Here is a 21,643-nt window from a genome sequence, read left to right on the forward strand (position 1 = left end):
CATACACACCCACACCTCCAGCTTTCAGTATGCGAGTGACGAGTACCAGGCATTGCTGAAGCAGCATCACGTGGTTTGCAGCATGAGCCGCAAGGGAAATTGCTGGGACAATTCAGTGATGGAGCGGTTCTTCCTGAACCTGAAGATGGAACGCGTGTGGCAGCGCCGGTACGCATACCATGATGAGGCACGGCGTGACATCAATCAGTACATCGTCGGTTTCTACAACGCCGTACGTTTGCATTCGACTTTGGGCTATCTGTCGCCCGCTGCCTACGAGGCGAAACCGACAGTGAAAGAACCTATCCGCCTGTCCGGAATAACTTGACCACTACACCAATCTTCTACCTGGTTTTAGTCATCAAGCCGGTTGTGCAACAAAGTGCGCCTGGTTGTACGGCGTGCCATGCGCGAGAATTGCCCAGATTGTTCGGGCCATCTTGTTGGCAAGCGCAACGGTCACCACATTGGATGGGCGCCGCTTCTGCAACTGCTCGGCCCAAGATCCGGCGCGCTTGCCAAGGAAGAGTACGCTGCGCGCACCGTGGATGAGCAATGTTCGCACATACGTATCGCCGCCCCGGCTGATACCGAGTAGCTGGAGCTTCCCACCGGTGCCGATCTGCTTTGGTACGAGACCGAGCCGCGCGGCAAACTCCCGTCCCGACCTGAATGCCTTCGCATCACCCATCGTGGCAACAGTCGCCGTCGCCGTCAGCAGGCCAACGCCGGGGATCGCGGCGATTGCCTTGCAAGCCTTGTCCTCCTTCATCCACATTTGCAAACGTCGCTCAATGTCAGCGATCTGTTTGTCCAGTCGATCAAGCTCATTCCAAAGTTCGCGTAACGAGTCGATCAACATCGCCGGTAGACGCTCGGCCAGCTTTGCCAGCACCCCGGGAATCGCTTTATCCAACGCAGCGCGACTCGTGGCCATCACCTCGCCGTATTCGGCCAGCAATCCGCGTAAGCAATTCATCTGCGCCGTTCGATATTTAATCTTCTGTTGCCGCATCCGATGGAGCGCGCGCACTGCCTGCTGGGCTTCAGTCTTTACTGCGACGACCTTGCTGGGCATCTGCGTAGCCATCCAGATTGCACGCGCGTCCGCTGCATCGTTCTTGTTTCCGGTGACGAAAGCCTTGACGAACTTCGCCGGCATCAATCTGACCTCGTGTCCCATTTCGATCAATCGGTGGAGTGAACCCCTGAGGCTGGACCGGGGTTTGGCCAAAAACTAAGCCGCTTGCCGGGCGAGACGATCCTCAAATTGCGTGGGCGACAGATAACGAATGAGGTGTGGGTGGTGGACATAACGTGTCAATAATTGCGGCGAGATACGCGAATCCGGACGCCAGACCGATATCGTTCGGACAACGGACAGCAATCACAGTAATCCGGTCTTTCCCAAGGAGATGCCGCTTCCAATCCAGCGTATTCAGACTGACAGGGGCGGCGAGTTCTTCGCCGAATCGGTGCGCGGAAGCGCGAGCAGTCGTCGTTCCTGTGTTTCTGGAAGACGTGTACAACGCACGACGTATGCACTCGTCGTTAGGTGATGGCGCGATGAAGAAAAAGCAGCGTATTACAGGCATTTCGGCGCGGATGGACAGAGCAGTCACGCCTAGGTTGGTGAATTTGCTCGCTTGCGAAACTCGCGTGGTGAGCAGTATTTCAGGGCGCTGTGTGGATGGGATTCGTTGTAGTGGTCAAACGCGATGGCCAGGTTGTGCAACGCCGTTCTCGCGTCCGGCTTGGGCATCCACGAGACGTAGTCTCTCTTCATCGTTTTGACGAAGCTCTCGGCCATCCCGTTGCTCTGCGGACTTCTGACCGGCGTCGTGATGGGTTTCAGGCCCACCTTTTTCGAGAACGTCAGCGTCTCCTCGGCAATGTAGCAGGAACCGTTGTCGCTGAGCCATTCGATTTTGTTGTCGGCCTTCAACGCACCATCGAAACGGTTTTCTACAGCCTGAAGCATGACATCACGCACCATGTCTCCGGTATAGCCTCCAGCGGTCGCAGCCCAGCTCATGGCCTCACGGTCGCAGCAGTCCAGTGCAAAGATGACGCGCAGCGGCGAGCCGTCATCACAACGGAATTCGAAGCCGTCCGAGCACCAGCGCGCATTGCTCCGGTCCACCGCGACCCTGCCATCGTGCCGGCGCCTCGATTCGGGATGTCGAGGGCGGCGCTCGAGCAGCAGGCCGTGAGTATGCATGACCCGATAAGCCCGTTTTGCATTAACCCGGGGCTGCCCCTGTGCGTCCCGGTTTCGGCGTAGGAGGGCCTAGGCGCGCCGGTAGCCGTAAGCAGGCAAATCAGCAACCAGCCCCTGGAGCTCCGCAACGAGCGGTATGTCGTCACGGGCGGGCGTCTTGCGCTTGTCGACCCATTCAGCGTCGCGCTTTGATTTCACCGCAAGATTAGAGCGCGACACACCCAGGACTTCACAGACCGTCTTCATCGGTCGTCCCCCGGCAGCAATGGTGAGCGCGCAATCAATTTTTTTGCCCGGCCGTACTCCACTGCTTCGCGGAGGATTTCCACTTCCATCGTCTTCTTGCCCAGCAGTCGCTGGAGTTCACGAATCTGCTTCATCGCTTCGGCCAGGTCGGATGCCCGCACCACCTGCTCGCCGGCACTGACTGCCGACAGGCTTCCGTCCTGATAGAGCTTGCGCCAGGCGAACACCTGGTTTGCATTCACCTGATGACGACGGGCAACTCCGGAAACGGTTGCTCCGGGCTCGAAGGTCTCGCGCACTATCGCGAGCTTCTCATCGACAGAGCGCCGGCGGCGCTGTTCGGGCTGGGTCAGAACTTCAATGGGTTCCACGTTAGAGCTGGGCTTAAACATAGGCGTAAGACTACCTCAAAGTTTAAGCGTTACCTCGTGTCCGGTTTTCGCCGGGGCCGGCCCACCCGCAGACGGACGGCAGGTACGCGACCTTGCATGCAAACGGATGCAGCTCGTGCAGTGCCGCACCGCCCAGGTTCTCGCGATCGGGCAACCTGTTCGCGCGGCATACTGGTTCTCAGATGCACGGGCCGCAGGTCAAGCGTCTCGATGGCGCGCAGGTGAGCCGATTCGGTTTTGCGCCCGACGTAACGCTCGCGATCCGGGCCAACCTGGCGGTCCTGCAAACGCTTCAGCAGCAGATCGAGATCGTCGAAAAGCGACTCATGCAGCAGGTGAAACTCAATCCGGATTACGCGCTGCTGAACACGGTGCCCGGCATTGGTCCGGTGCTGGCGACCACCATCATGATGGAAACCGGCACCATCTCGCGCTTTGCCACCGTTGGCCACTTCAGTTCCTACTGTCGCTGCGTGGACAGCAGGCGCGAAAGCAACAGCAGGAAGAAAGGCGAAGGCAACACGAAGAACGGGAACCGCTACCTGGCATGGGCGTTTTTCGAAGCGGCCAACTTCGCGATCCGTTCCTGTCCGCAAGCCAGGCGCTTTACGAACGCAAGTAGCGAATGCGCAACGGCATCGTTGCGATCAAGGCACTAGCGCACAAGTTGACCCGCGCCTGCTATCACATGCTTCGGGAGTACAAACCATTTGAGACAGTTCGCTGTTTTGGCTAGCAGGTGATGCAAGGGGAACGAACCCGGTAACTTGACTGGTGCACAGCCATGGCTTTGATTGGGTCTTTCCTTTGCTTCACCTCACCGACTGTCTGCAAGCAATCGGGTCGCCTGGGCGGGGAGCCACGTTTGACTGGCGTTGCCAACGCAACAGCCACGGCTTTGACCAACCCCTTGGACCTCGTCCGGCACCAACGTTTCTCCGGGGCGCCGATGGCCGCCAGGGCACACGCGACTTACCTCACGGCATGCTTGATCCAGATGGGTGTCTGGCGCGATCCGTTTCGCAACCAGCTTTGAGAAACTGGATGCGATTAGTGATCATGCAGACAGGAGACGCACCGCAAGCGTCCCTGCGACTGCCATGTCGATGAAAAACATATCGACATGGCAGTCCAGGGTGAAGAGATTTGTACCTTGAGTCCGGCCGACTAATGGGTGTCAGGTTGACGGCTGTAGACCACCTTTTTTGCGAAAGCGTGGTTGTCCTTATTAGATGGCTTTCTCAGATGCGGCAGTGACAGTCCAACCCTGCCATGTGACGAAGCGTTCCTGAAGTACGGCACGATGACACGCCGGGTTCATCCGATGTCTGGGCAGCGCAAAGTGCTGCCCGATCTGGCCAAAGCATGACAGAAACGCTTGCGTGCGACGCGCATCGCGAAAGCCGCACATCTGGCGTCCGCGCCTGCCGGTCGGCTGGTGGCTGTTCTCGGCGCGGTTGTTCACGCGTGCAGCCGCCTTGACGAAAAGGGCTTCACATGAGCGAGCTCAGGAGTGTCAGCCTTCGCCGCCGGATAGCTGCGCAACCGGTCGGTCACGATCTCGCGCGGCACGGGGGTTTGAACGCAGCACCCGCCGGAAGAAGCGCTTTGCCCCGGCATTATCGCGCCGCTTCTGCACAAGCACATCGAGCTCAGCACCGTCCTCGTCGACCGCTCGCCACAACAGATACGGCTCGCCGCGCAGCGTCACAAACATCTCGTCCAGATGCCATATGCTGCCCGGCCTGGGCCGCGCCGCTTTGGTGCACCGAGCGAATCCAGCGCCGAATTTGTCGGACCAGCAACGGATCGTTTGGTACGTGACCACGACACCACGCTCGAGTAACAACTTCTCGACGTCGCGCAGGCTCAGGCTAAACTGGAAATACCACGGACCGCGCAGCTGACGACGGCGGCAGGGTATGGGGCGCTGTAGTCCGTGCGCCGCGCATCGTCGGCGTGCAGTTGCATCGGGTGCCTTCGGCCCAGCAAGGCGAATGACGGAGTCTCGCTAGGCGAAGTCGCGAGGGACGCCTTCGCTCCGGTCGGAACTGTCGCAATAAGAGACTGGGCTATCATGTGGCGTCAAATACCGAACGGCCGGCTGCTTGATGAACATTCCGCATCCGGCTAAAGCGCGAGTACGAGAGCGTTTGTATTATCCGCTCGATGTGAGCGTGACGTGCGTGCGCTGGTAATCGTCGATTAGCCCAGGCCCTCAAGACGGGTTTGCTGACCGCTTGCCTTATAGACGAGTTTAAGGGCGTTGTTTTAGGACCTACGAGGTGCTCATGCACCCACCCGCGCGTCGCCCTCATCGTTTTCTTATGCCTGGAATTCACAGCACTCGCGTGCGATTGTAGGCTAGTACGTTCAAACTCATCTCGGTACGTACATTCGCCAGCCTGCGCGTTAGGAAGGGCCTTCTGTCATATTCCGCGCAAGGCGGCTGGAAGCCTCTTCAGCGTGCGCCGCCATGAAGTTGACCCTCAAGTATTTAGATTGGGTGCCGATAAGGCGTTCGGAGCGGTTTCGTTGGAATGCCCTGGTAGTGCGGACTGGCCGTATGCTCGCCAGTCCGCGAATTGGCATCTCGTGAGCCGCATTCAAACGCGACGGCATCGCACGGTTGGTCGTCAGCGTCATCGTCGAAAGAATTGAAAGTGGCATTCAAGTCACCTTCGCAGGAGGGAGCATCGTGATTCGAAACGGCCTTGGGGGATTGCTGCTCGCGCTAGGCTGCCTTGGCAGCGCTATGGCTGCGGGCCCAGAATGTTCGCGTCCATTCACGCTAGCGCTGCATGATCACGGTTTGCTTTATTCCGTCGAGACAGACGCAGGGATTGACAAGGACTTCGCTGACGAGTTGATTCGTCGCAGCGGTTGCCAGGTCCGGGTCACTTTGATGTCGCGAGCCCGCATCTGGAAACTGGTCGAATCCGGCGCACTGGATTTCAGCCTGTCGGGCATTGCCAACGACGAGCGGAACCAGTATGCGGATTTCGCCTGGTATTTCAGCGACAAATACTACCTGCTGGTGCGCAAGGACGCTGGAATTGGTCGTTTGGTCGATGTCGAACACAACGACCAGTTTCAACTGGGCGTGATTCGCAGTTTCCGTTACAGTGAGTCGGCCAACCGGCTGGTCGACAAGCTGTCGGCCGAAAATCGCGTCAGCCAGGCCGGCGGTCTGGATCCGCTGTATCAGGCGCTGGTTCTTCGGCGCATCCAAGGCATGATTATCGAGCCTTTTGATTACCCTGCCATCGATGAAAAGAAAATCCGCGACGTCACCACCATCGTGGAATTCGAAGACCCCGCCGTACCTCACGGCCTCATCATGTCGAAGAAGGCACTGTCGCCGGCCGAGCGCGAAAAGTGGCGCGCCCTGGTGAACGAGATGCGCGCGGACGGCACCGTTCGGCGCATCTTCGAGAAGTATTTCAAACCTGACCTCGCCGGATCGATGGTCAATTTCAAAGCGATGCCGTGAACTGGGCACGCCTTGTCCTGCTGCCGCTACTGGTCCTGTTCGCTGCGCTCAGCGTGACATGGATGCTGTGGGATCATGAGCGGCAAGCCGCCCGTCATGAGCTGCTGTCCCAGTTCAACTTTTCGCTGGGCGACGCGGTCAGCCGCATCGAGCAGCGCATGGCCACGTATGAACTCTTGCTACGCGGCGTGCAGAGCCTCTTCGCCGCTAGCGGAGAGATTGATCGCGATCAGTTCGGCAACTACGTCGACACGCTCAATCTCGACGCCAACTTCTCCGGTATTCAGGCCATGGGCGTCATCGCGTGGGTGCCGGCGACGCAAAAGCTTGAGCACATTGCGGCCGTGCGCCGGCAAGGACTGTCCGACTACGCGATCGAGCCCAAAGGCTCGCGCGAAAACTACGCGCCCATCGTCCAGCGCGAGCCGTACATCGGCAGCAATCGCGCGGCGCCCGGTTTCGATGCGTGGGCCGATCCCGTGCGGCGGCGCGCCATGGAGCGGGCGCGTGACTCCGGCATTGCGACGCTCTCCGGGAAGGTTCGCCTCTCGGTGGACGCCGGCGGCAATGCTCGCCCCGGATTCATCATGTACCTGCCAATCTACGCACGAGGCCAGGCTCAAGATAGCGTCGCCCAACGCCGCGCGCACCTGGTCGGGTGGGTTTACACGTCGTTCCGCATGCACGATGTGATCGCCAGCCTGTACGGCGAGCAACCACCCGGCCTCACCATCGCTATCTACGACGGCGTCGGAACATCGGCCGCCGCGCTTTTGCACAAGACGCCTGAGGTGCCGGGACACCATCCGGCCGCCGACATCTCCGCCAATGAATATCTGGTCGTCGGCGGACATGACTGGACCCTGTCGATGAGCGCCCAGGACGATTTCAAGGCGCGGTTCGGCCGCAATGCTGCGCTACCGATCGCCAGCATCGGCACGTGCCTGAGTCTGCTACTCGCGCTGCTCACCTGGCTGATGATGACCGGTAGCGGGCGGGCAATGCGGCTCGCCTCGGCAATGACAAAAGAATTGCGCGAGAGCGAAGAGAAATTCCGCGCGATTGCCGACTGTACGGTCAACTGGGAAATCTGGTGGGGCCCCGACGGCAAGCCGCGGTGGATCAATTCAGCGGTGGAGGAGTACATCGGATACACCGTCGAGGAGTGCATGGCCTTGCCGGATTTTAGAGGCACCGTGGTCTGTCCGGAGGACATCCCCCGCGTTGCACCTGAGTTTCAGAAGGCGCTACTGGGTTTGCGCGGCGATGACCTCGAGTTTCGCTGCATTCGCAAGGACGGCTCGCTCATGTGGCTGTCCGCGTCGTGGGTTCCGATTACCGATTCCAAGGGCGAATTCATCGGCTTTCGTACGAGCGGTCGCGACATTACCGAGCGCAAACAAGCCGAGGCCGAACTTCGAATTGCCGCTGTCGCATTCGACTCGATGGAACCGATGATGATCACCGACGCGAGCGCCACCATTCTGCGAGTGAACTCGGCGTTCACCGAATGCACCGGCTATACGGCCGAGGAAATCGTAGGCAAGACACCGCGCGTGCTTCAGTCGGGGCGTCACGACGCCGTATTCTTTCAGGAAATGTGGGAAACCATCCGTCGTACCGGCGGATGGCAGGGGGAGATATGGGATCGCCGCAAGAACGGCGAGGTGTATCCGAAATGGCTCACGATCTCCGCAGTGATGAGCGAGGACGCAATCGTCAGTCACTATGTCGGCACGCATCACGACATTACCGAACGCAAGATCGCGGAAGAACGAATCAAGGAATTGGCCTTCTTCGATGCGCTGACCCGGTTGCCGAATCGCACCCTGCTGCTGGATCGCTTGAAGCAGGCGATCACGGCCAGCATCCGGAACGAAGCGTGTGGCGCGCTGCTGTTCATCGACCTGGACCACTTCAAGACGTTAAACGATACCTTGGGCCACGACAAAGGTGATCTACTGCTGCAGCAAGTGGCACAGCGTCTGGCAGACAGCGTACTCGAGAGCGACACCGTGGCCAGGGTGGGGGGCGACGAGTTCGTCGTGGTGCTCGGAAACCTTCCCAAGAGTCGGCAGGACGCGGCCAACCAGACGGAAGCCGTGGGCGAAAGAATCCTCGCCGTTCTGGGCAGTCCGTATCAGCTTGGCGATATCGAACACCGAAGCAGCGCGAGCATCGGCGCCACCGTGTTCAGAGGGCATCAGGCTTCGATAGACGAACTCCTGAAGCAGGCCGACCTGGCAATGTACAAATCCAAGGAAACAGGACGCAATGCCATCCGCTTCTTCGATCCGGACATGCAAACCGTTGTTGTACAGCGAGCCGCGCTGGAGGCTGGTTTGCGCAATGCAATCAAAGAGAATCAGTTCCTGCTCCACTACCAGGCGCAGGTCGATGACACCCGCATCACGGGCGCGGAAGCATTGATACGCTGGCAGCATCCCGAACGCGGAACCGTGCCGCCTGCCGAATTCATTCCGCTGGCTGAAGAAACGGGGCTGATTCTTGCGCTTGGCAGTTGGGTGCTCGAGGCCGCTTGCGCACAACTGGCGCAATGGGCAACGCGCCCGGACATGGCCCATCTCACGATTGCGGTCAACGTTAGCGCACAGCAGTTTCGCGAACTTGATTTCGTGGACAGCGTATTGACCATCATCGGTCGAACAGGTGCGAGACCCGACAGGTTGAAACTGGAGCTGACGGAAAGTGTCCTGGTCGACAACGTGCAGGGTATCATCCAGACGATGGGAGCACTGAAAGCGAAAGGCATCGTCTTTGCACTCGACGATTTTGGTACCGGATATTCGTCGCTCTCCTATCTGAAGCGTCTGCCGTTGGACCAGTTGAAAATCGACCGCTCATTCGTGCGAGATGTCCTCGTCGATTCAAACGACGCCGTGATCGCCCAGACCATCGTGGCGCTTGCGCGCAGCCTCGGCTTGGGTGTGATCGCCGAAGGGGTCGAAACTGAGGCTCAGCGGGACTTCCTCGCTGCGGCTGGATGTTACGCATATCAAGGCTACTATTTCTGCCACCCGCTGCCTGTCGAGGACTTTGAGCTGATGTTGCGCAGGCTTGAGGCGTCTCAGTACGCGGCTGAATGACCGTAAGCGCGAATTAACGCCACCGCATTGAGTTAGCGGGCGCGCAGTGGCTAGATCAGGCCGATGCCGATACGTTGCTCGGCTTCCTTGCCGAGTTGAACGGCAACAGATCGCTGATATCGACATGCGGTGCGCGCTGAGGCAGTTCGGTTAGCACGTCCAACAGATACGCATACGGCTCGACGTCGCAAGCACGACACGCGAGCATCAGGCTGTAGATGATGGCGCTGGTCTTGAACCCTGCAACGGTGTCACTGAACGCCCCCTCCCCCACTTTTCATCCACTCTCAGTGAACGCCCAGCAGATCCGCAGCCAACACCGCCTGTTCCCAGGACATGTGCTCAAACCCACAATGCATTGTGGCACCGTTTGTGCGGCTGTCCGTTTTTTGCTAGCGTGCACACAATAGCCGCTTTTGAAGAAGCGTGCGTAAATCGCGGCGCGTATGGGTGACGACCTGAACGTAAATTGTGTCGCCGCGCACCTCATAGATAACCCTGTCCTGACCGCTCAACGCTTCGCGGAAGTTCAGGCTGCCAAAATTGCCCTTGACCACTTCAAAGCGGGCAGCAGTTCACGCGTTTCCCGCAGTCGCTATGGAAACCAGCTTGCCAGCCGGTACGGGCCGCTGATAAAGATACCCTTGGGCGAAGGGCACGCCAGCCAAGAGTAACGCCTGATGCTGCCCCTCTGTCTCGACGCCTTCCGCGATGACCTGCAACCCAAAGTGCCTGGCGACTGAAACGATACCGTTGATCAGGTGGGCTCCGCCCGTATCGATCTGGTTCACGAATTGCCGGTCAATTTTCACATAGTCAAACGGAAACCGATCGAGTACGTCCAGGTTACTGTGCTGGGTGCCGAAATCGTCTATCGCGAACTTGATGCCCTTTGCCTTCAGCGCCTGGAAAACGGCTGCGGTGCGCGCGCTTTCGCTCAACAAAAAGCGTTCGGTCAATTCGAGAACGAGGCTGCTATCGGCCGGCAGCTTCTCATTCAAAGCCTCCACCTCCGCAACGAAGCCCTTCCGTTCAAGGTCCTTGGGCGCGACGTTGACCGCTATGCGAAGCGGAATTGTCGGTGGACAGAGGGTCATTTCGGCAACTGACGTGCGCAGCACGAACTGCGTTACCGCGGGCAGCAGTTCACTCGATTCGACTTCAGCCATGAAAACGGCCGGGCTAATCGCCCCCCACTTGGGGTGATGCCAGCGTAATAGCGCCTCCACTCCGACGACGCTGCGTGTTACGGTGGCAATGATCGGCTGATATACGACCTGAAACTCTCCGCGTCGCAGCGCATGACGAACTGCGCTCAGGAGAACTCGGCGCGGCGCGGACGCCACCAGGTACGCCGCCACGATCAGGGCGGCAAGCAATAGTCCGACGGCACCATAGGCTAGCCGGTACTTCAGGCGCGTGCCCGAGGTGAAGCCCTCGGACGAGGAAACCAGAACAGCGAACGGCCATGCATGCGATGTCACGCGGGTGGCGTAGGCTGCCTGAGATGCAGAAGCAGACAGGAAGCGACCATGATCATTCAAAATGCCGATCCCCGCCATTGATAGCGCTGCCGTTTCTGCGCCCAACCTGATGCCGTGCGCGAGGGCATCGGCCAGATAGTCGCCTTCAACCACGTACAGAACGCCGGCACCCTTGCCAGCCGGACTATACATGACAATGACGGGTTCCCCGGGCTGATACGGCGTTTGCGCAAGAAGACCTATGCTGTCGCTGCGGGCAGACGACGTCAGATAGGCTGACAACGGGCGGTCGATCGGTCCAAGCGCGGACGAACAATAAAGACGTCCGTTGAAGACGAGCGCCACGGCGCGGACATAGCGAAGGTGTGTTTCCAGTTCAGCCAGAGAACGCGCGACCTCCGCACACGGCTGGCCCGCAAGAGCGGCAAGCTCCGTTCGACGTCTCGAAACGACGCCGTCCAGAATGCGGTCGACCGATAAGAGAAGATCGTTGCCAATCAGTTGCCCGTGGTGGTTCACCGCGCGGTCGGCGTGTTGTTCGCCGAGGACGATGGCCACCAGCATCATGAGTGCACCACCACCGACCGCGAGAGCCAGCGACAGGCGCGGAGCCGCCCGACGGAAAATCGTCGCCGTGCGCACGGGTCTCGATGATCCCATATCGACGGCTTTGGTCGCGTCAGCCATTGCCCAACCTGTCCCCAGCAATGCCGCTGCGCGACCGCCCTAAAGCGGATGCGACTCTCGGTCCATACGGGGCATTGGCGACACCTGATCCAGACCGCCGGGGGTAGGGATCTACGCGGCGAATCGCACGGCGGCTCTCAGATGTACGCATCGCCGGCCTTCTCCCCGAGTACGATCTCACCCCCGTCGGCAAGCCCGCGGGCGATCTGCAATATCCTGCGCTGTTGGAACTCAACCTCCGAAAGGCGCACGGGGCCCCTCGCTTCCATGTCTTCAACAAACAGTTCGGCGGCACGCTGCGACATATTGGCCGTGAACTTCTCTCGCAGTTCAGGCGGCGCCACCTTCAGCGCGACGACGAGCGTCTGGGAATCTATCTCCTTAAGCAGCAGGCGGATCGAACGATCATCGAGTGCAGTGAGCTTCTCGAAGTTGAACATCTCGTCAACGATCTTTTGCGCCAGCTCGTCGTTATAGTCGCGGACATTGCCGATCGCTGATTCTTCATGCTGGTTAGAAAGATTGGTGATGATTTCGGCGGCCACACGCGAACCGCCCAGCGCGCGGCGTTTCAAGTTGGCATCGCCGGAAAGCAGTTCCATCAGCGACTTGTCAAGCTCGCGCAATGCCGCCGGCTGGATCCCGTCAAGCGTCGCGATGCGCAGGAGCGCATCATTGCGCGTTCGTTCGGTGAAGCTGGCAAGCACACTCGACGCCTGCTGCGGATCGAGATGCACCAGCACAGTGGCGATAATCTGGGGATGCTCATTCTTGATGAGCTCCGCAACCACAGGCGCATCCAGCCACTTCAGGCCCTCGATACCGCTGATGTCGCCACCGACCAGGATGCGATCAACGATGGCGCCGGCCTTGTCTTCGCCCAAGGCCCGGTTGAGCACCGACCGTATGTACTGATCCGCCTCGAGTGACAGACTCGTCTGCGTTTGCGCCTGCTCGATGAAGCCGCACACCGCGTCATCGATGGCACTGCGCTCGATGTTTTTCAACGCGGCCATGGCGGCGCTCACTTTCTGCACTTCTCGCGGGCTGAGGTGACGGAATGCCTCAGCCGCGCCCTCTTCGCCCAGTGCAACCAGCAGCAGCGCTGCTCTGATGACACCGTCGGTACTCATTGAAGCCACCTGCCGCCGAAAGAGCACGCAGATGTCTTCCACACCTGCGCGTCGGAGGGCAGCACACGAAGTCGTCCCTCACCTGCAACGATTGAGTCATCAATGAATGGGCAGGAAGTCATGCGCCGCCCCGTTGTGCGGCCATGCGTTGATAGATGTAAGGGTACGCGTCGCGTCCCATCCTGGCGACTTCGCGCCACATCGCAGGCGGGCACGGGTGTCCGCTCATGTGAAGTCCAACGATGTTTTCGCACATCGCCAGCAGTTGCCCAAACGCGGTGAACGCTTCCGTTTCGCAGGCGGCCTCACGCGGCGCCACCGCCCGCGCGTCGTGCGTACATTCAATGAGTGCGCGCCATTGTGAATCCACAACTTCAAGTCCGTAGCAGCCGAACTGAGCGGCCGCGCCCGAGAGGATATAGAGTTCCTTGAACGCCTTGATGATTGTCTGCGGCGCGGCGCCAAAGGCGGCATCGCGTTGCGGCCCGTCGTGCTGCATGAGCGTTGCTCCGGAAGGTTGTCGGGCGGCACCGTGCCAGGCAAACACAGGCCGGCGGCCGCGGGCGCGGCAGGCATCTGAGGCCTCGGACGGCAAGTCAGGGTCGCGGTCCCGCCTGCGAACGCATGCCGGCGATGCTCGGTCGGGCAATCTGCGTTCCCCAGGCATTGCCCGGCGCATTCTCGCCCACGCTTCAGTGCGCGCCCTGGACATGACGGTAGTCCGCAACGGTCCCCAGCAGGTCCAGGAGCGCCCCCAGGCGCTGTCGATCCCCTGCGGAAATGCCGGGCCTTTCTAGTACGTCTTCGACCTCCGACACCCAGTAGTCGCGGCGGATAAGCCAAGGGCGGCGTACCAAGGTGCGCACCGCATTTTCCAACTGCCCGATCTCATTGCGCACGATACCCATTTTGCATCTCCTGAAGTTCTGAACCGGAACTGGCGCCCTGGGCGCATCGCCACACGCCGCCACCATGGGCGAGCGTCAAGGGTCTGCGCTCCTTACAGTGTGTCCAGGAGAGCCATGGAAACAGCAAGACACCGGCGAGCACCGCGAGCCGTGCAAGCAGCCGCTCAGGCCGACTGAAGCATGGGCTACACGTCCGTGCGACACGGTCAGCAACCACGCTACACCGCGACAACGCGTCGAACCCTTTGAGTGCGACGAGGCCAGAGGACGCTGATGTACAACGTCAGCCACGGTTTCCGCGCAAACGTTAGCTTCGTCATGCGCACGGATCACGGTCGGAGTAAAGCTGTCAATGCATGTGTCGGCAATATGCGGTAATAACTTTAGCCAGGGAAAACACTAAATATTTACTTACCGCGCTGACCGCAGTACAGGATAGTCGCCCCCGATTGCCTCTTGGTGCCCCGAGAATGGTAGACGAATAATCTGAAGAAACGCTTAAGGACGTGATCACGCGCGCAGAGGGATGGCCGGCAAGCCGTAGGCCTGCCGTCGGAAGATCGAGTATCGCTGGGGAGACGAGGAATGGCGGCGATTGCCGAAGTCGGAAACCAGCAACCAACAAACCATCCATGAGCAGGCTCACGGAAAAAGAAGTCGTCGGTCTATCGGCAGTCGCGCAGCGTCTGTTTCATTGAGCATGCGATTCGTTTTGTCGCCGCTGATCATATCGCACCGCGTTAATGCGACAGAACCGGTTATACGCCCGTATAAGCAAGCTACGCTAACGGGGCATTGGCATATCCCACCGTAGAGTAGATTCGCGCTTCGGCAAAACCTACTCTTCTCGCTACGACGAACCGCTCGGCGGAACGGAGCAAGAACCGACTACCAGAAAGTTCGGGTGCTGCAGGAGAACCGAATGGCCTCGAATTCTTAAGCCATCAAGTCATTTTAGACCAGGCGGTCCATCATCTTTATCAGCCGAGCTCTTGTCGGGCGGCGGCGCATATCGCGGTTACTGCAGCGGCTGTTCAGTCGGCAACTTCATCAAGCCACGCGACTATTCTAGTTCACAGCGATGGAATGGATTCCTAAGGGATTGGAGACAAATGAAGACAGGTAGATATCGCTATATCGTCGCCTTGCTGCTGTTCGTCGCGGGTGCCATCAATTACATGGACCGCGCGGCACTCGGCGTCGTCGCGCCGATCATCAACAAGGAACTGAGCCTCTCGCCTTCGGAACTGGGCATCGTGTTCAGCAGCTTCTTCGTCGGCTATTCCATTTTTGCGTTCGTCGGCGGCCACCTGGCCGACAAATACGGACCGCGCCGCGTGTTCAGCTGGGCGATGGCCAGCTGGTCAATCTTTTGCGGCCTGACCGCGGCCGTGACCGGCTTCGGCACGCTGCTGCTCTCCCGCGCGCTGTTCGGCTTCGGCGAAGGTCCGATGAATTCGACGACGAACCGCGCGATCACCAACTGGTTTCCGCGTCACGAAACCTCGACGATGATCGGCTTCACGTTCTCCGGTCAAACCGTTGGCAGCGCGATCGCCGGGCCGATTGTCGGGCTGATTGCGCTTGGGTACGGATGGCGCACCTCATTCGTGATCATCGCTGCGCTCGGGCTCGTCTGGATCGTTGCATGGCGTTTGTTCGCGACCGACAAGCCCGCAGAGAACCGTCGCGTCGGCGCAATGGAACGCGAGATGATCGAAGCGAGCCGCAGCGCGATTCGCCCCGCAGAAGCCGGCAACGACAGCATGCCGCTGCGCAGCTACCTGATGCGTCCGAGCACGCTCGCGCTCGGCGTCGGACTGTTCGCGGTGAACTACACGCTGTTCGTGTTCATCTCGTGGATGCCGAGCTACTTCACCAACGCCCTCCATCTCGACATGAAGCAGATGAGCGCCCTGAGCGCGGTGCCGTGGGCGTGTGGCGGCATCGGCTACTTTGGCGGCGGCCTGCTAGCCGACGCTTTCTTCAAGCGCATGAAGGACAAGCTGCTCGCTCGAAAGATCTCGGCGGTGGTTCCGCTCGCGCTCTCGGGTCTGGCGATGCTCGGCGTCAGCATGGTGGATTCGACCGCGCCAGCGGTGATCCTGGTCGCGTGCGCCGTGATGTTTCTCACGGCGTCGTCGCAGGCGTGCTGGGCGACCATGCACGAGCTCGTGCCGGGGCGGCATCTCGGTGGCGTGAGCGGGTTCGTGCACCTGATGAGCAACATCTCCGGCATCGTCGGCCCGACGATGATGGGCTTTGCGGTGCAGTACCTCGGCGGCTATGGCAGCGGCTTCATGCTCGGCGCGGCTATCGATCTGATCGGCGTGCTCGCGATGATCTTCGTGATCGGCAACCGCAAGCCCGGCAATGCAGTCGAGACGAGCGGCACGGTGGCCTGACGGCCTCGGGTCTACTTGCCCAAGACGTCGGTAAGCGATCCGATGAATGCACGACGCCAGTACTTTGATGGCTATCGCAACGTTCCTGCGCGGAGCGCTGGTGTGCTCAGCAAGAACTGACTACCGCGCAAGCTCCGGCGCGGCAGGAGAACCGAATGACCCTCGAATTTTTAAGCCACCAAGTCATTTTCGACCAGGCGGTCCAGCATCTTTTTCAGCAGCGCAAGGCAGCGCTCTTGCCGCGCGGCGGCGGCGCATATCGCGGTTACTGCGGCGGCTGTCCAATCGGCAACTTCATCAGGCCACGCGACTACTCGACAGCAATGGAAGGGGTTCCCGTTCACTATGTCAGTAAGCAAAAGAACGAAATCCCCGCCTATATGGACGTGGGCGTCGCCGTGCTGAAAAGAGCGCTACTGCGTTCGAAGATCAACGTATACGACCCGCAGACGGTCTACCTGTTGAGCTGCCTGCAAAACGTACATGACGTCTTCGGCGTCTGGGAGTGGGGCGACAGGCTGCAATCGATCGCGCGCCAATTCGGCCTCAACGCCGAGCGGCTTACGAACGCTGCGTGAGCCAGCCATCCTGATACCCAGAGAGGACATTGTCACGTTGTCCAAGCGCTTGCATAACATGCCATCAGGAAAAGACAAAATCGCTCTATCACGGTCATCGCTTTGCAGCCGCCGCCATCAGTTGCGCTGCGCGCTCGTCGTGGTCCGGTATTTCAGGAAGCGCGGATCGAGCACTTCCACTGCCGGATCGGGATAGGTTTCACCTTGTCGCCACATAGTGCTGACCCTTGTCAGCACACCGATGCAGTTGCGCGTCTCGACACGTCCAGCGGCGCGGATGATGGCCATGAACCGGGCCGCCGCCGCGGCCGTCGACGCGGGCTTCGCACGTCGAATACCGCTCATAGCGAGCGGCATCGTGCCCTTGCGCTCAGCCGCCGTGAAGCGCGTTGCTCAATCCCGCATCGGAGAGCGCACAAAGCGCCACCGCCGACCAGTCATGCTCAGCCCCGAGCCCTTGCGAGCGCAACGTCAGGAACCGGTCGTGAACGAGACTTGCCAGCGGCAGCGGAACGCCAAGCGCCTCAGCGGCTGCCAGCATCAGGCGGTTATCCTTCTGGCCGAGCGGCAACGAGAAGCCAGGCGGCTGGAACTGCTGCGACGCAATGAGCGGACCGTAGATCTTGTAGGGCGGCGCGTTGAAGTTCGCGCTCGTCAGCAGCTCGACCAGACGCATCGGATCGATGCCGGCCTTGCCCGCTACTGCACAGGCTTCGCCCAGCGTTTCGATGATCACGGACAGCATGAAATTGCCGATCAGTTTCACCAGGTTGGCCTGCGAAGGATCCTCGCCGACAATGCCCACCGACTGCCCAAGCGTTTCCAGAAGCGGCACGGCAACCTTCAGGTGCTCGTGCGCGCCGGCCGCCATGATGAACAGCTTACGCGCCGCCGCGGCATCGGGCCGGCCGAACACCGGCGCGGACACGAAGGCAAGACCCGCTTCACGGTACTTCGCCGCGTGATCCTGTGCGGTAGCGACACTGATGGTGCTCATCGAGATGTGCAGCGCACCCGGCTTCAGCGTGGTGGCGATGCCCTGCTCGCCGAACGTGACCGCAGCGTGCGCGGCATCGTCGGCCACCATCGTGAACACCGCGTCGGCGCCGAGCGCCACCTGCGCGGGACTCGACGCGACGCTCGCCCCCGCTTCGCGCAACGGTTCGGCGCGTGCCGGACTCCGGTTGAATACCTGCACGTCATGCCCGGCGTCGATCAGGTTTTTCGCAATTGCGGCGCCCATCGCGCCAAGTCCTACAAATCCAATTTTCATAATGACACTCCAAATGATCCGCCGCGGGAATGCGGCGCTGTTCAGACAGCAAATTGATAGACCTGACGGCTCACGTCGAGCGTCACGTCGCCGTGTTCGCCCAACGCCGTCATCCCGTGCTCTTCGAGCTTCGCGACCAGCGTGCCGATTGACTGTGCGCCAATCCGGTAATCGCGCAAGCGGGTTCCCACCGACATGCGTTCGAAGAACACGCGGGTCGCCGTAATCGCTGCGCTGATACGCTCGTCTTCGCTGCCCTCGGTGATGTTCCAGACGCGTTCGGCGTACTGCAGCAACTTCGCGCGCTTCGACTCGCGGCGCACACTCAGCATGGCGGGCAGCACGATCGCGAGCGTCTGTGCGTGATCGATTCCGTGCAGCGCCGTGATCTCGTGGCCGAGCATGTGGGTCGCCCAGTCCTGCGGCACGCCGGCGCCGATCAGGCCGTTCAGCGCCAGCGTTGCCGTCCACATCAGGTTGGCTCGCACCGCATAGTTGTGCGGCTCGGCAAGCGCTTGCGGGCCGACTTCAGTCAGCGTGATCAGGAGGCCTTCGGCGAAACGGTCCTGTACCCTGGCGCCGACCGGATAGGTCAGATACTGCTCGACGATATGAACGAACGCATCGACGACACCGTTGGCAATTTGCCGCGGCGGCAACGAATAGGTCGTAGTCGGATCGAGCACCGAGAAGAGTGGATACGTCGCGTCGCTCGTGAAAAACAGCTTGTCGCCCTTCGCGCGGTGGCTGATGACGCTGCCATTGTTCATTTCCGAACCGGTCGCGGGGAGGGTCAGCACGCTGCCGAAGGGCACCGCATCGCGCACCGGGGCGTGCTTGGCCAGAATGTCCCATGGCTCGCCGTCAAACTTCATCGCCGCCGCGATGAACTTCGTCCCGTCAATCACCGAGCCGCCGCCCACCGCCAGCAAAAAGTCGATGTTCTTCTCACGGGCGAGTGCAACCGCTTCCATCAGCGTTTCGTAAGTGGGATTCGGCTCGATGCCGCCGAACACGTGCCACGCGCGCTCACCGAGCGCCGCCTGCACTTGCGCGAGCACACCGTTGCTCTTGATGCTCCCGCCGCCGCACGTAATCAGCACCCGCGCGTTGGGCGGGACGTGAGCGTCGAGCGCGGCAATCTGGCCTTCGCCGAAAATGATTCGTGTGGGGTTATGAAACGTAAAGTTCTGCATTGAATCTCTCTTCCTTACATTCAAATGACCGGTCGTCTTGAACCGGAACAAACGGTTACCCGTATCTAAACCAGATGCCGTTCAGACCAGCTACGACCGTTACCGCGGGGATTTGAAAAACAGATCGAACATTGGACACCCGCGAGGCTTCACCCGCGCGCAGCGCCGAACGCCTTCACGACGTTCACCCGATACGATGCACCGGTAGCCAATGCGTCGCCATTGAAGTCGTAGTGGGGGTTGTGAAGCGGAGCGCCAGGCTTCGGCCCGTCGACGCCCATCCAGACATACGCACCCGGCCTCGCCTGCGCCATGAACGTGAAGTCTTCGGAGGCCATCGACGGCTTGCAGGCCAACGTCACCTTCGCCGCGCCGACGGTCGCGCGCGCCGCCTCGAGCGCCACGTCGCTTTCGGCGGGCGCATTGATCGTTGCCGGATAGCCGCAGCGGTAAGACAGCGTCGCTTTCCCCCGCATGCGCCTGCGCTGTCAGTGTGCCGATCTCGTGCAGCAAGCTCCGTACGAGTTCCTGCACGTCGGCATCGAAGCAGCGTACGGTGCCGCGAATCACGGCGCGATCGGGCAACACGTTCCAGGCCTCACCGCCATGAATCTGCGTGACGCTCAGCACGCATGCTTCCTTCGGGGAGACGCGCCGGCTCACGATGGTCTGCAGCGCGATCGCAACATGGCTCGCGCAGACCAGCGCATCGATCCCCTCTTCCGGCATCGCGGCGTGCGAGCCTTTGCCGTCCACCAGAATCTCGAAGCTATCGAACGAGGCCATCATCGGACCACGGTCGATCGCGAAATGGCCGAGCGGCAAGCCAGGCCAGTTGTGCAGACCGAATACCGCGTTACACGGGAAACGCTCGAAAAGTCCGTCTTCGACCATGCCGCGCCCGCCGCCCGCCACCTCCTCGGCCGGCTGGAAGATCAAGTGCACCGTGCCGTGCGAATCGGTATCGCGGCTTAGCGAAGCGGCGGCGCCCAGCAGCATCGCGGTATGGCCGTCGTGACCGTACGCATGCATTTTTCCGCTGCATTGCGAACGGTGCTCCAATTCGTTGTGATCAACCCTGGGCAACGCGTCCATGTCCGCACGCAATCCGAGCGCAGGGCCACTTCCCCTTCGCAGCGTTCCGACCACACCAGTTTTGCCGACTCCCTCGGTCACTTCAAAACCGTACTCGCGCAGTAGCGATGCCACCAGCCGCGCCGTCGAGACTTCTTCGAACGCGGTCTCGGGGTGCGCATGCAGTGCACGACGCAACGTCACCATGTTGTCGAGCAATTCAGCTTCAATCATTGATTACCTCACAAGCAGACTGCAGCGCGACAAGCAACGTTGCACATTCGGCAGTCGGAAGATTCACCGCTTCTGCTGCTTCAGTCAGCAGGGCAAAACGGCACGGGCGCAAGGAACACCGATTCCTGATGCACCAGGCACGGCAGGATGCGAGGCGTGAAAGCTTGCCAATGAGGATCGGCGGCGAGCTTTGCGCGCTGCGCGGCGCGATGCGCGTAGTCGTCATAGCCCCAGCAGAACACGACCGAATTCAACGTACCCGAGTCTTTAGTCCAGCAGCCCTTGAGCCGTGCATACTGGCTAATGATCTCGAGCCCCTCGCGCTCGTAAATCTGCAGAAACTCGCCCACCTTTCCTGGCGTAATCTGGTACGTACGCATTTCCACCAGCATGATTGCCTCCTGTTGCAATTCAAACGCTCACAAAACGACGCCCACCGGGCCCACTGTCACGCGGTCCGGCAGACCTCTACTCCGCCGCGAATGAGAAGCTGCGCCGGATGCCCTCGCTCACCGGGCACCACCATCGCGACGCGACCGTCAGCCCGCGTGCCCTATCAGAAATCCAGCCAGCAAACCGAGCAGACCCGAACCTGCAGCGACCAGCCAGACCCGCAGACCGGGTGTCGGGCCGGGTTTGGACGTGGCGGTGGACGGCTTCGTCTCGCCGTGCGGCTGACGTTGCACTCCGCCGATCAGTGGCGCGTTGTCAGGCCGTGTTTGCGGCGCCGGCTCGATGTGTCGCATAGAATGCCCGGGCGCCGCCTCCATTTCGATGTGCGCCTTCAGCGCGCCGAAAAAGGCGTCAAGATTCTTGCCCGCCGCGGACTGAATCAGGCGGGACCCCACACTCATTAGCTTTCCGCCGATTTCCACATCCGCGTCGTAGGCGAGCACGGTCGTCTCGGCTTGCGGTTCGAGTTGCACGCGCGCGGTGACCTTCGCAAAGCCGACTGCGCCTGCATTGCCCGTGCCGACAATCGTGTAAGCCCTGGGTGGATCGAGATCCGATAGCTCCACATTGCTTCTGAAGGTCGCCGCCACCGGACCGACGCGAATCTGAACGGTCGACTCGAAATGCCGCTCGTCCACCCTCGCGAGCGACTCACACCCAGGCAGACAAGCCTCGAGCACGGCGGGATCGTTCAGCGCACGCCACACGGTCTCGGGTCGTGCGGGGAGAATGCATTGATCAGCTAGCTTCATCGCCCCT

At 60.5% G+C, this 21,643-nt stretch carries 15 protein-coding genes and 5 pseudogenes; 6 read left to right on the plus strand and 14 right to left on the minus strand.

Going from position 1 to position 21,643, the window contains the following annotated elements; translation table 11 throughout:
• Position 1: 1 nt before the first annotated feature.
• A pseudogene (locus RW095_RS06260) lies at positions 2-328 on the plus strand (integrase core domain-containing protein); the annotation flags it as partial.
• 33 nt (positions 329-361) lie between these two features.
• On the opposite strand, the pseudogene RW095_RS06265 reads toward RW095_RS06260, so the two are convergent.
• Together RW095_RS06265 and RW095_RS06270 are read right to left on the minus strand one after the other, a co-directional pair.
• Positions 362-1,195 (minus strand): annotated as a pseudogene (locus tag RW095_RS06265) (IS110 family transposase); the annotation flags it as partial.
• A gap of 429 nt (positions 1,196-1,624) precedes the next feature.
• Positions 1,625-2,859, minus strand: a pseudogene (locus tag RW095_RS06270) (IS3 family transposase).
• Positions 2,860-3,041: 182 nt separating this feature from the next.
• Between RW095_RS06270 and RW095_RS06275 the strand changes: the two are divergent.
• Positions 3,042-3,518 (plus strand): IS110 family transposase, encoded by a 477-nt coding sequence (locus RW095_RS06275; protein ID WP_317015177.1) that lies wholly within the window; start codon positions 3,042-3,044, stop codon positions 3,516-3,518.
• 569 nt (positions 3,519-4,087) lie between these two features.
• Here the strand turns inward: RW095_RS06275 and RW095_RS06280 are convergent.
• Positions 4,088-4,830 (minus strand): annotated as a pseudogene (locus tag RW095_RS06280) (IS6 family transposase).
• Positions 4,831-5,557: 727 nt separating this feature from the next.
• On the opposite strand from RW095_RS06280, the gene RW095_RS06285 reads away from it, so the two are divergent.
• Together RW095_RS06285 and RW095_RS06290 are read left to right on the plus strand one after the other, a co-directional pair.
• Positions 5,558-6,352, plus strand: a complete 795-nt coding sequence (locus RW095_RS06285) for a substrate-binding periplasmic protein (protein WP_317016773.1) — start codon at positions 5,558-5,560, stop codon at positions 6,350-6,352.
• A complete protein-coding gene (locus tag RW095_RS06290) occupies positions 6,349-9,459 on the plus strand; it encodes a bifunctional diguanylate cyclase/phosphodiesterase (RefSeq protein ID WP_317015179.1) in 3,111 nt (1,036 codons plus the stop codon). The genes RW095_RS06285 and RW095_RS06290 overlap by 4 nt, the downstream gene beginning before the upstream one ends.
• 55 nt (positions 9,460-9,514) lie before the next feature.
• Here RW095_RS06290 and RW095_RS06295 read toward each other — a convergent pair.
• The 5 genes and pseudogenes from RW095_RS06295 to RW095_RS06315 form a co-directional block, all read right to left on the minus strand.
• A pseudogene (locus RW095_RS06295) lies at positions 9,515-9,718 on the minus strand (transposase domain-containing protein); the annotation flags it as partial.
• 316 nt (positions 9,719-10,034) lie between these two features.
• Positions 10,035-11,630, minus strand: coding sequence for an EAL domain-containing protein (locus RW095_RS06300; protein WP_317015180.1), 1,596 nt, complete (start codon positions 11,628-11,630; stop codon positions 10,035-10,037).
• 137 nt (positions 11,631-11,767) lie between these two features.
• Positions 11,768-12,763, minus strand: a complete 996-nt coding sequence (fliG, locus tag RW095_RS06305; protein WP_317015182.1) for a flagellar motor switch protein FliG — start codon at positions 12,761-12,763, stop codon at positions 11,768-11,770.
• Between the two features lie 118 nt (positions 12,764-12,881).
• Positions 12,882-13,262 carry a hypothetical protein gene (locus tag RW095_RS06310; protein WP_317015184.1) on the minus strand — a complete coding sequence of 127 codons (381 nt, stop codon included), beginning with the start codon at positions 13,260-13,262 and terminating at the stop codon, positions 12,882-12,884.
• Between the two features lie 193 nt (positions 13,263-13,455).
• A complete protein-coding gene (locus tag RW095_RS06315) occupies positions 13,456-13,671 on the minus strand; it encodes a hypothetical protein (protein ID WP_317015185.1) in 216 nt (71 codons plus the stop codon).
• Positions 13,672-14,783: 1,112 nt separating this feature from the next.
• On the opposite strand from RW095_RS06315, the gene RW095_RS06320 reads away from it, so the two are divergent.
• Both RW095_RS06320 and RW095_RS06325 read left to right on the plus strand, forming a co-directional pair.
• Positions 14,784-16,076 carry an MFS transporter gene (locus RW095_RS06320; RefSeq protein WP_317015186.1) on the plus strand — a complete coding sequence of 431 codons (1,293 nt, stop codon included), beginning with the start codon at positions 14,784-14,786 and terminating at the stop codon, positions 16,074-16,076.
• Between the two features lie 155 nt (positions 16,077-16,231).
• A complete protein-coding gene (locus tag RW095_RS06325; protein ID WP_317015187.1) occupies positions 16,232-16,654 on the plus strand; it encodes a hypothetical protein in 423 nt (140 codons plus the stop codon).
• 117 nt (positions 16,655-16,771) lie between these two features.
• On the opposite strand, the gene RW095_RS06330 is transcribed toward RW095_RS06325, so the two are convergent.
• The 6 genes from RW095_RS06330 to RW095_RS06360 all read right to left on the minus strand — a co-directional run bounded on the left by RW095_RS06330 (position 16,772) and on the right by RW095_RS06360 (position 21,636).
• Positions 16,772-16,942: a hypothetical protein gene (locus RW095_RS06330; RefSeq protein WP_317015188.1), complete on the minus strand. Its 171-nt coding sequence runs from the start codon at positions 16,940-16,942 to the stop codon at positions 16,772-16,774.
• An 82-nt stretch (positions 16,943-17,024) separates the two neighbouring features.
• Positions 17,025-17,927: an NAD(P)-dependent oxidoreductase gene (locus RW095_RS06335; RefSeq protein ID WP_317015189.1), complete on the minus strand. Its 903-nt coding sequence runs from the start codon at positions 17,925-17,927 to the stop codon at positions 17,025-17,027.
• A gap of 41 nt (positions 17,928-17,968) precedes the next feature.
• Positions 17,969-19,123: an alcohol dehydrogenase gene (yqhD, locus tag RW095_RS06340; RefSeq protein ID WP_317015190.1), complete on the minus strand. Its 1,155-nt coding sequence runs from the start codon at positions 19,121-19,123 to the stop codon at positions 17,969-17,971.
• Positions 19,124-19,222: 99 nt separating this feature from the next.
• Complete coding sequence (locus tag RW095_RS41700) at positions 19,223-20,431, minus strand: amidohydrolase (RefSeq protein ID WP_449406525.1); 1,209 nt, start codon at positions 20,429-20,431, stop codon at positions 19,223-19,225.
• Positions 20,432-20,511: 80 nt separating this feature from the next.
• Entirely contained in the window at positions 20,512-20,823 is a 312-nt protein-coding gene (locus RW095_RS06355; RefSeq protein ID WP_317015191.1) for an NIPSNAP family protein, read from the minus strand.
• A gap of 147 nt (positions 20,824-20,970) precedes the next feature.
• A complete protein-coding gene (locus RW095_RS06360; protein ID WP_317015192.1) occupies positions 20,971-21,636 on the minus strand; it encodes a CoxG family protein in 666 nt (221 codons plus the stop codon).
• Positions 21,637-21,643: the final 7 nt, after the last annotated feature.

Origin of the sequence: Paraburkholderia kirstenboschensis (genome assembly GCF_032806925.1) — a bacterium.
GTDB classification, from domain to species: Bacteria; Pseudomonadota; Gammaproteobacteria; order Burkholderiales; family Burkholderiaceae; genus Paraburkholderia; species Paraburkholderia kirstenboschensis.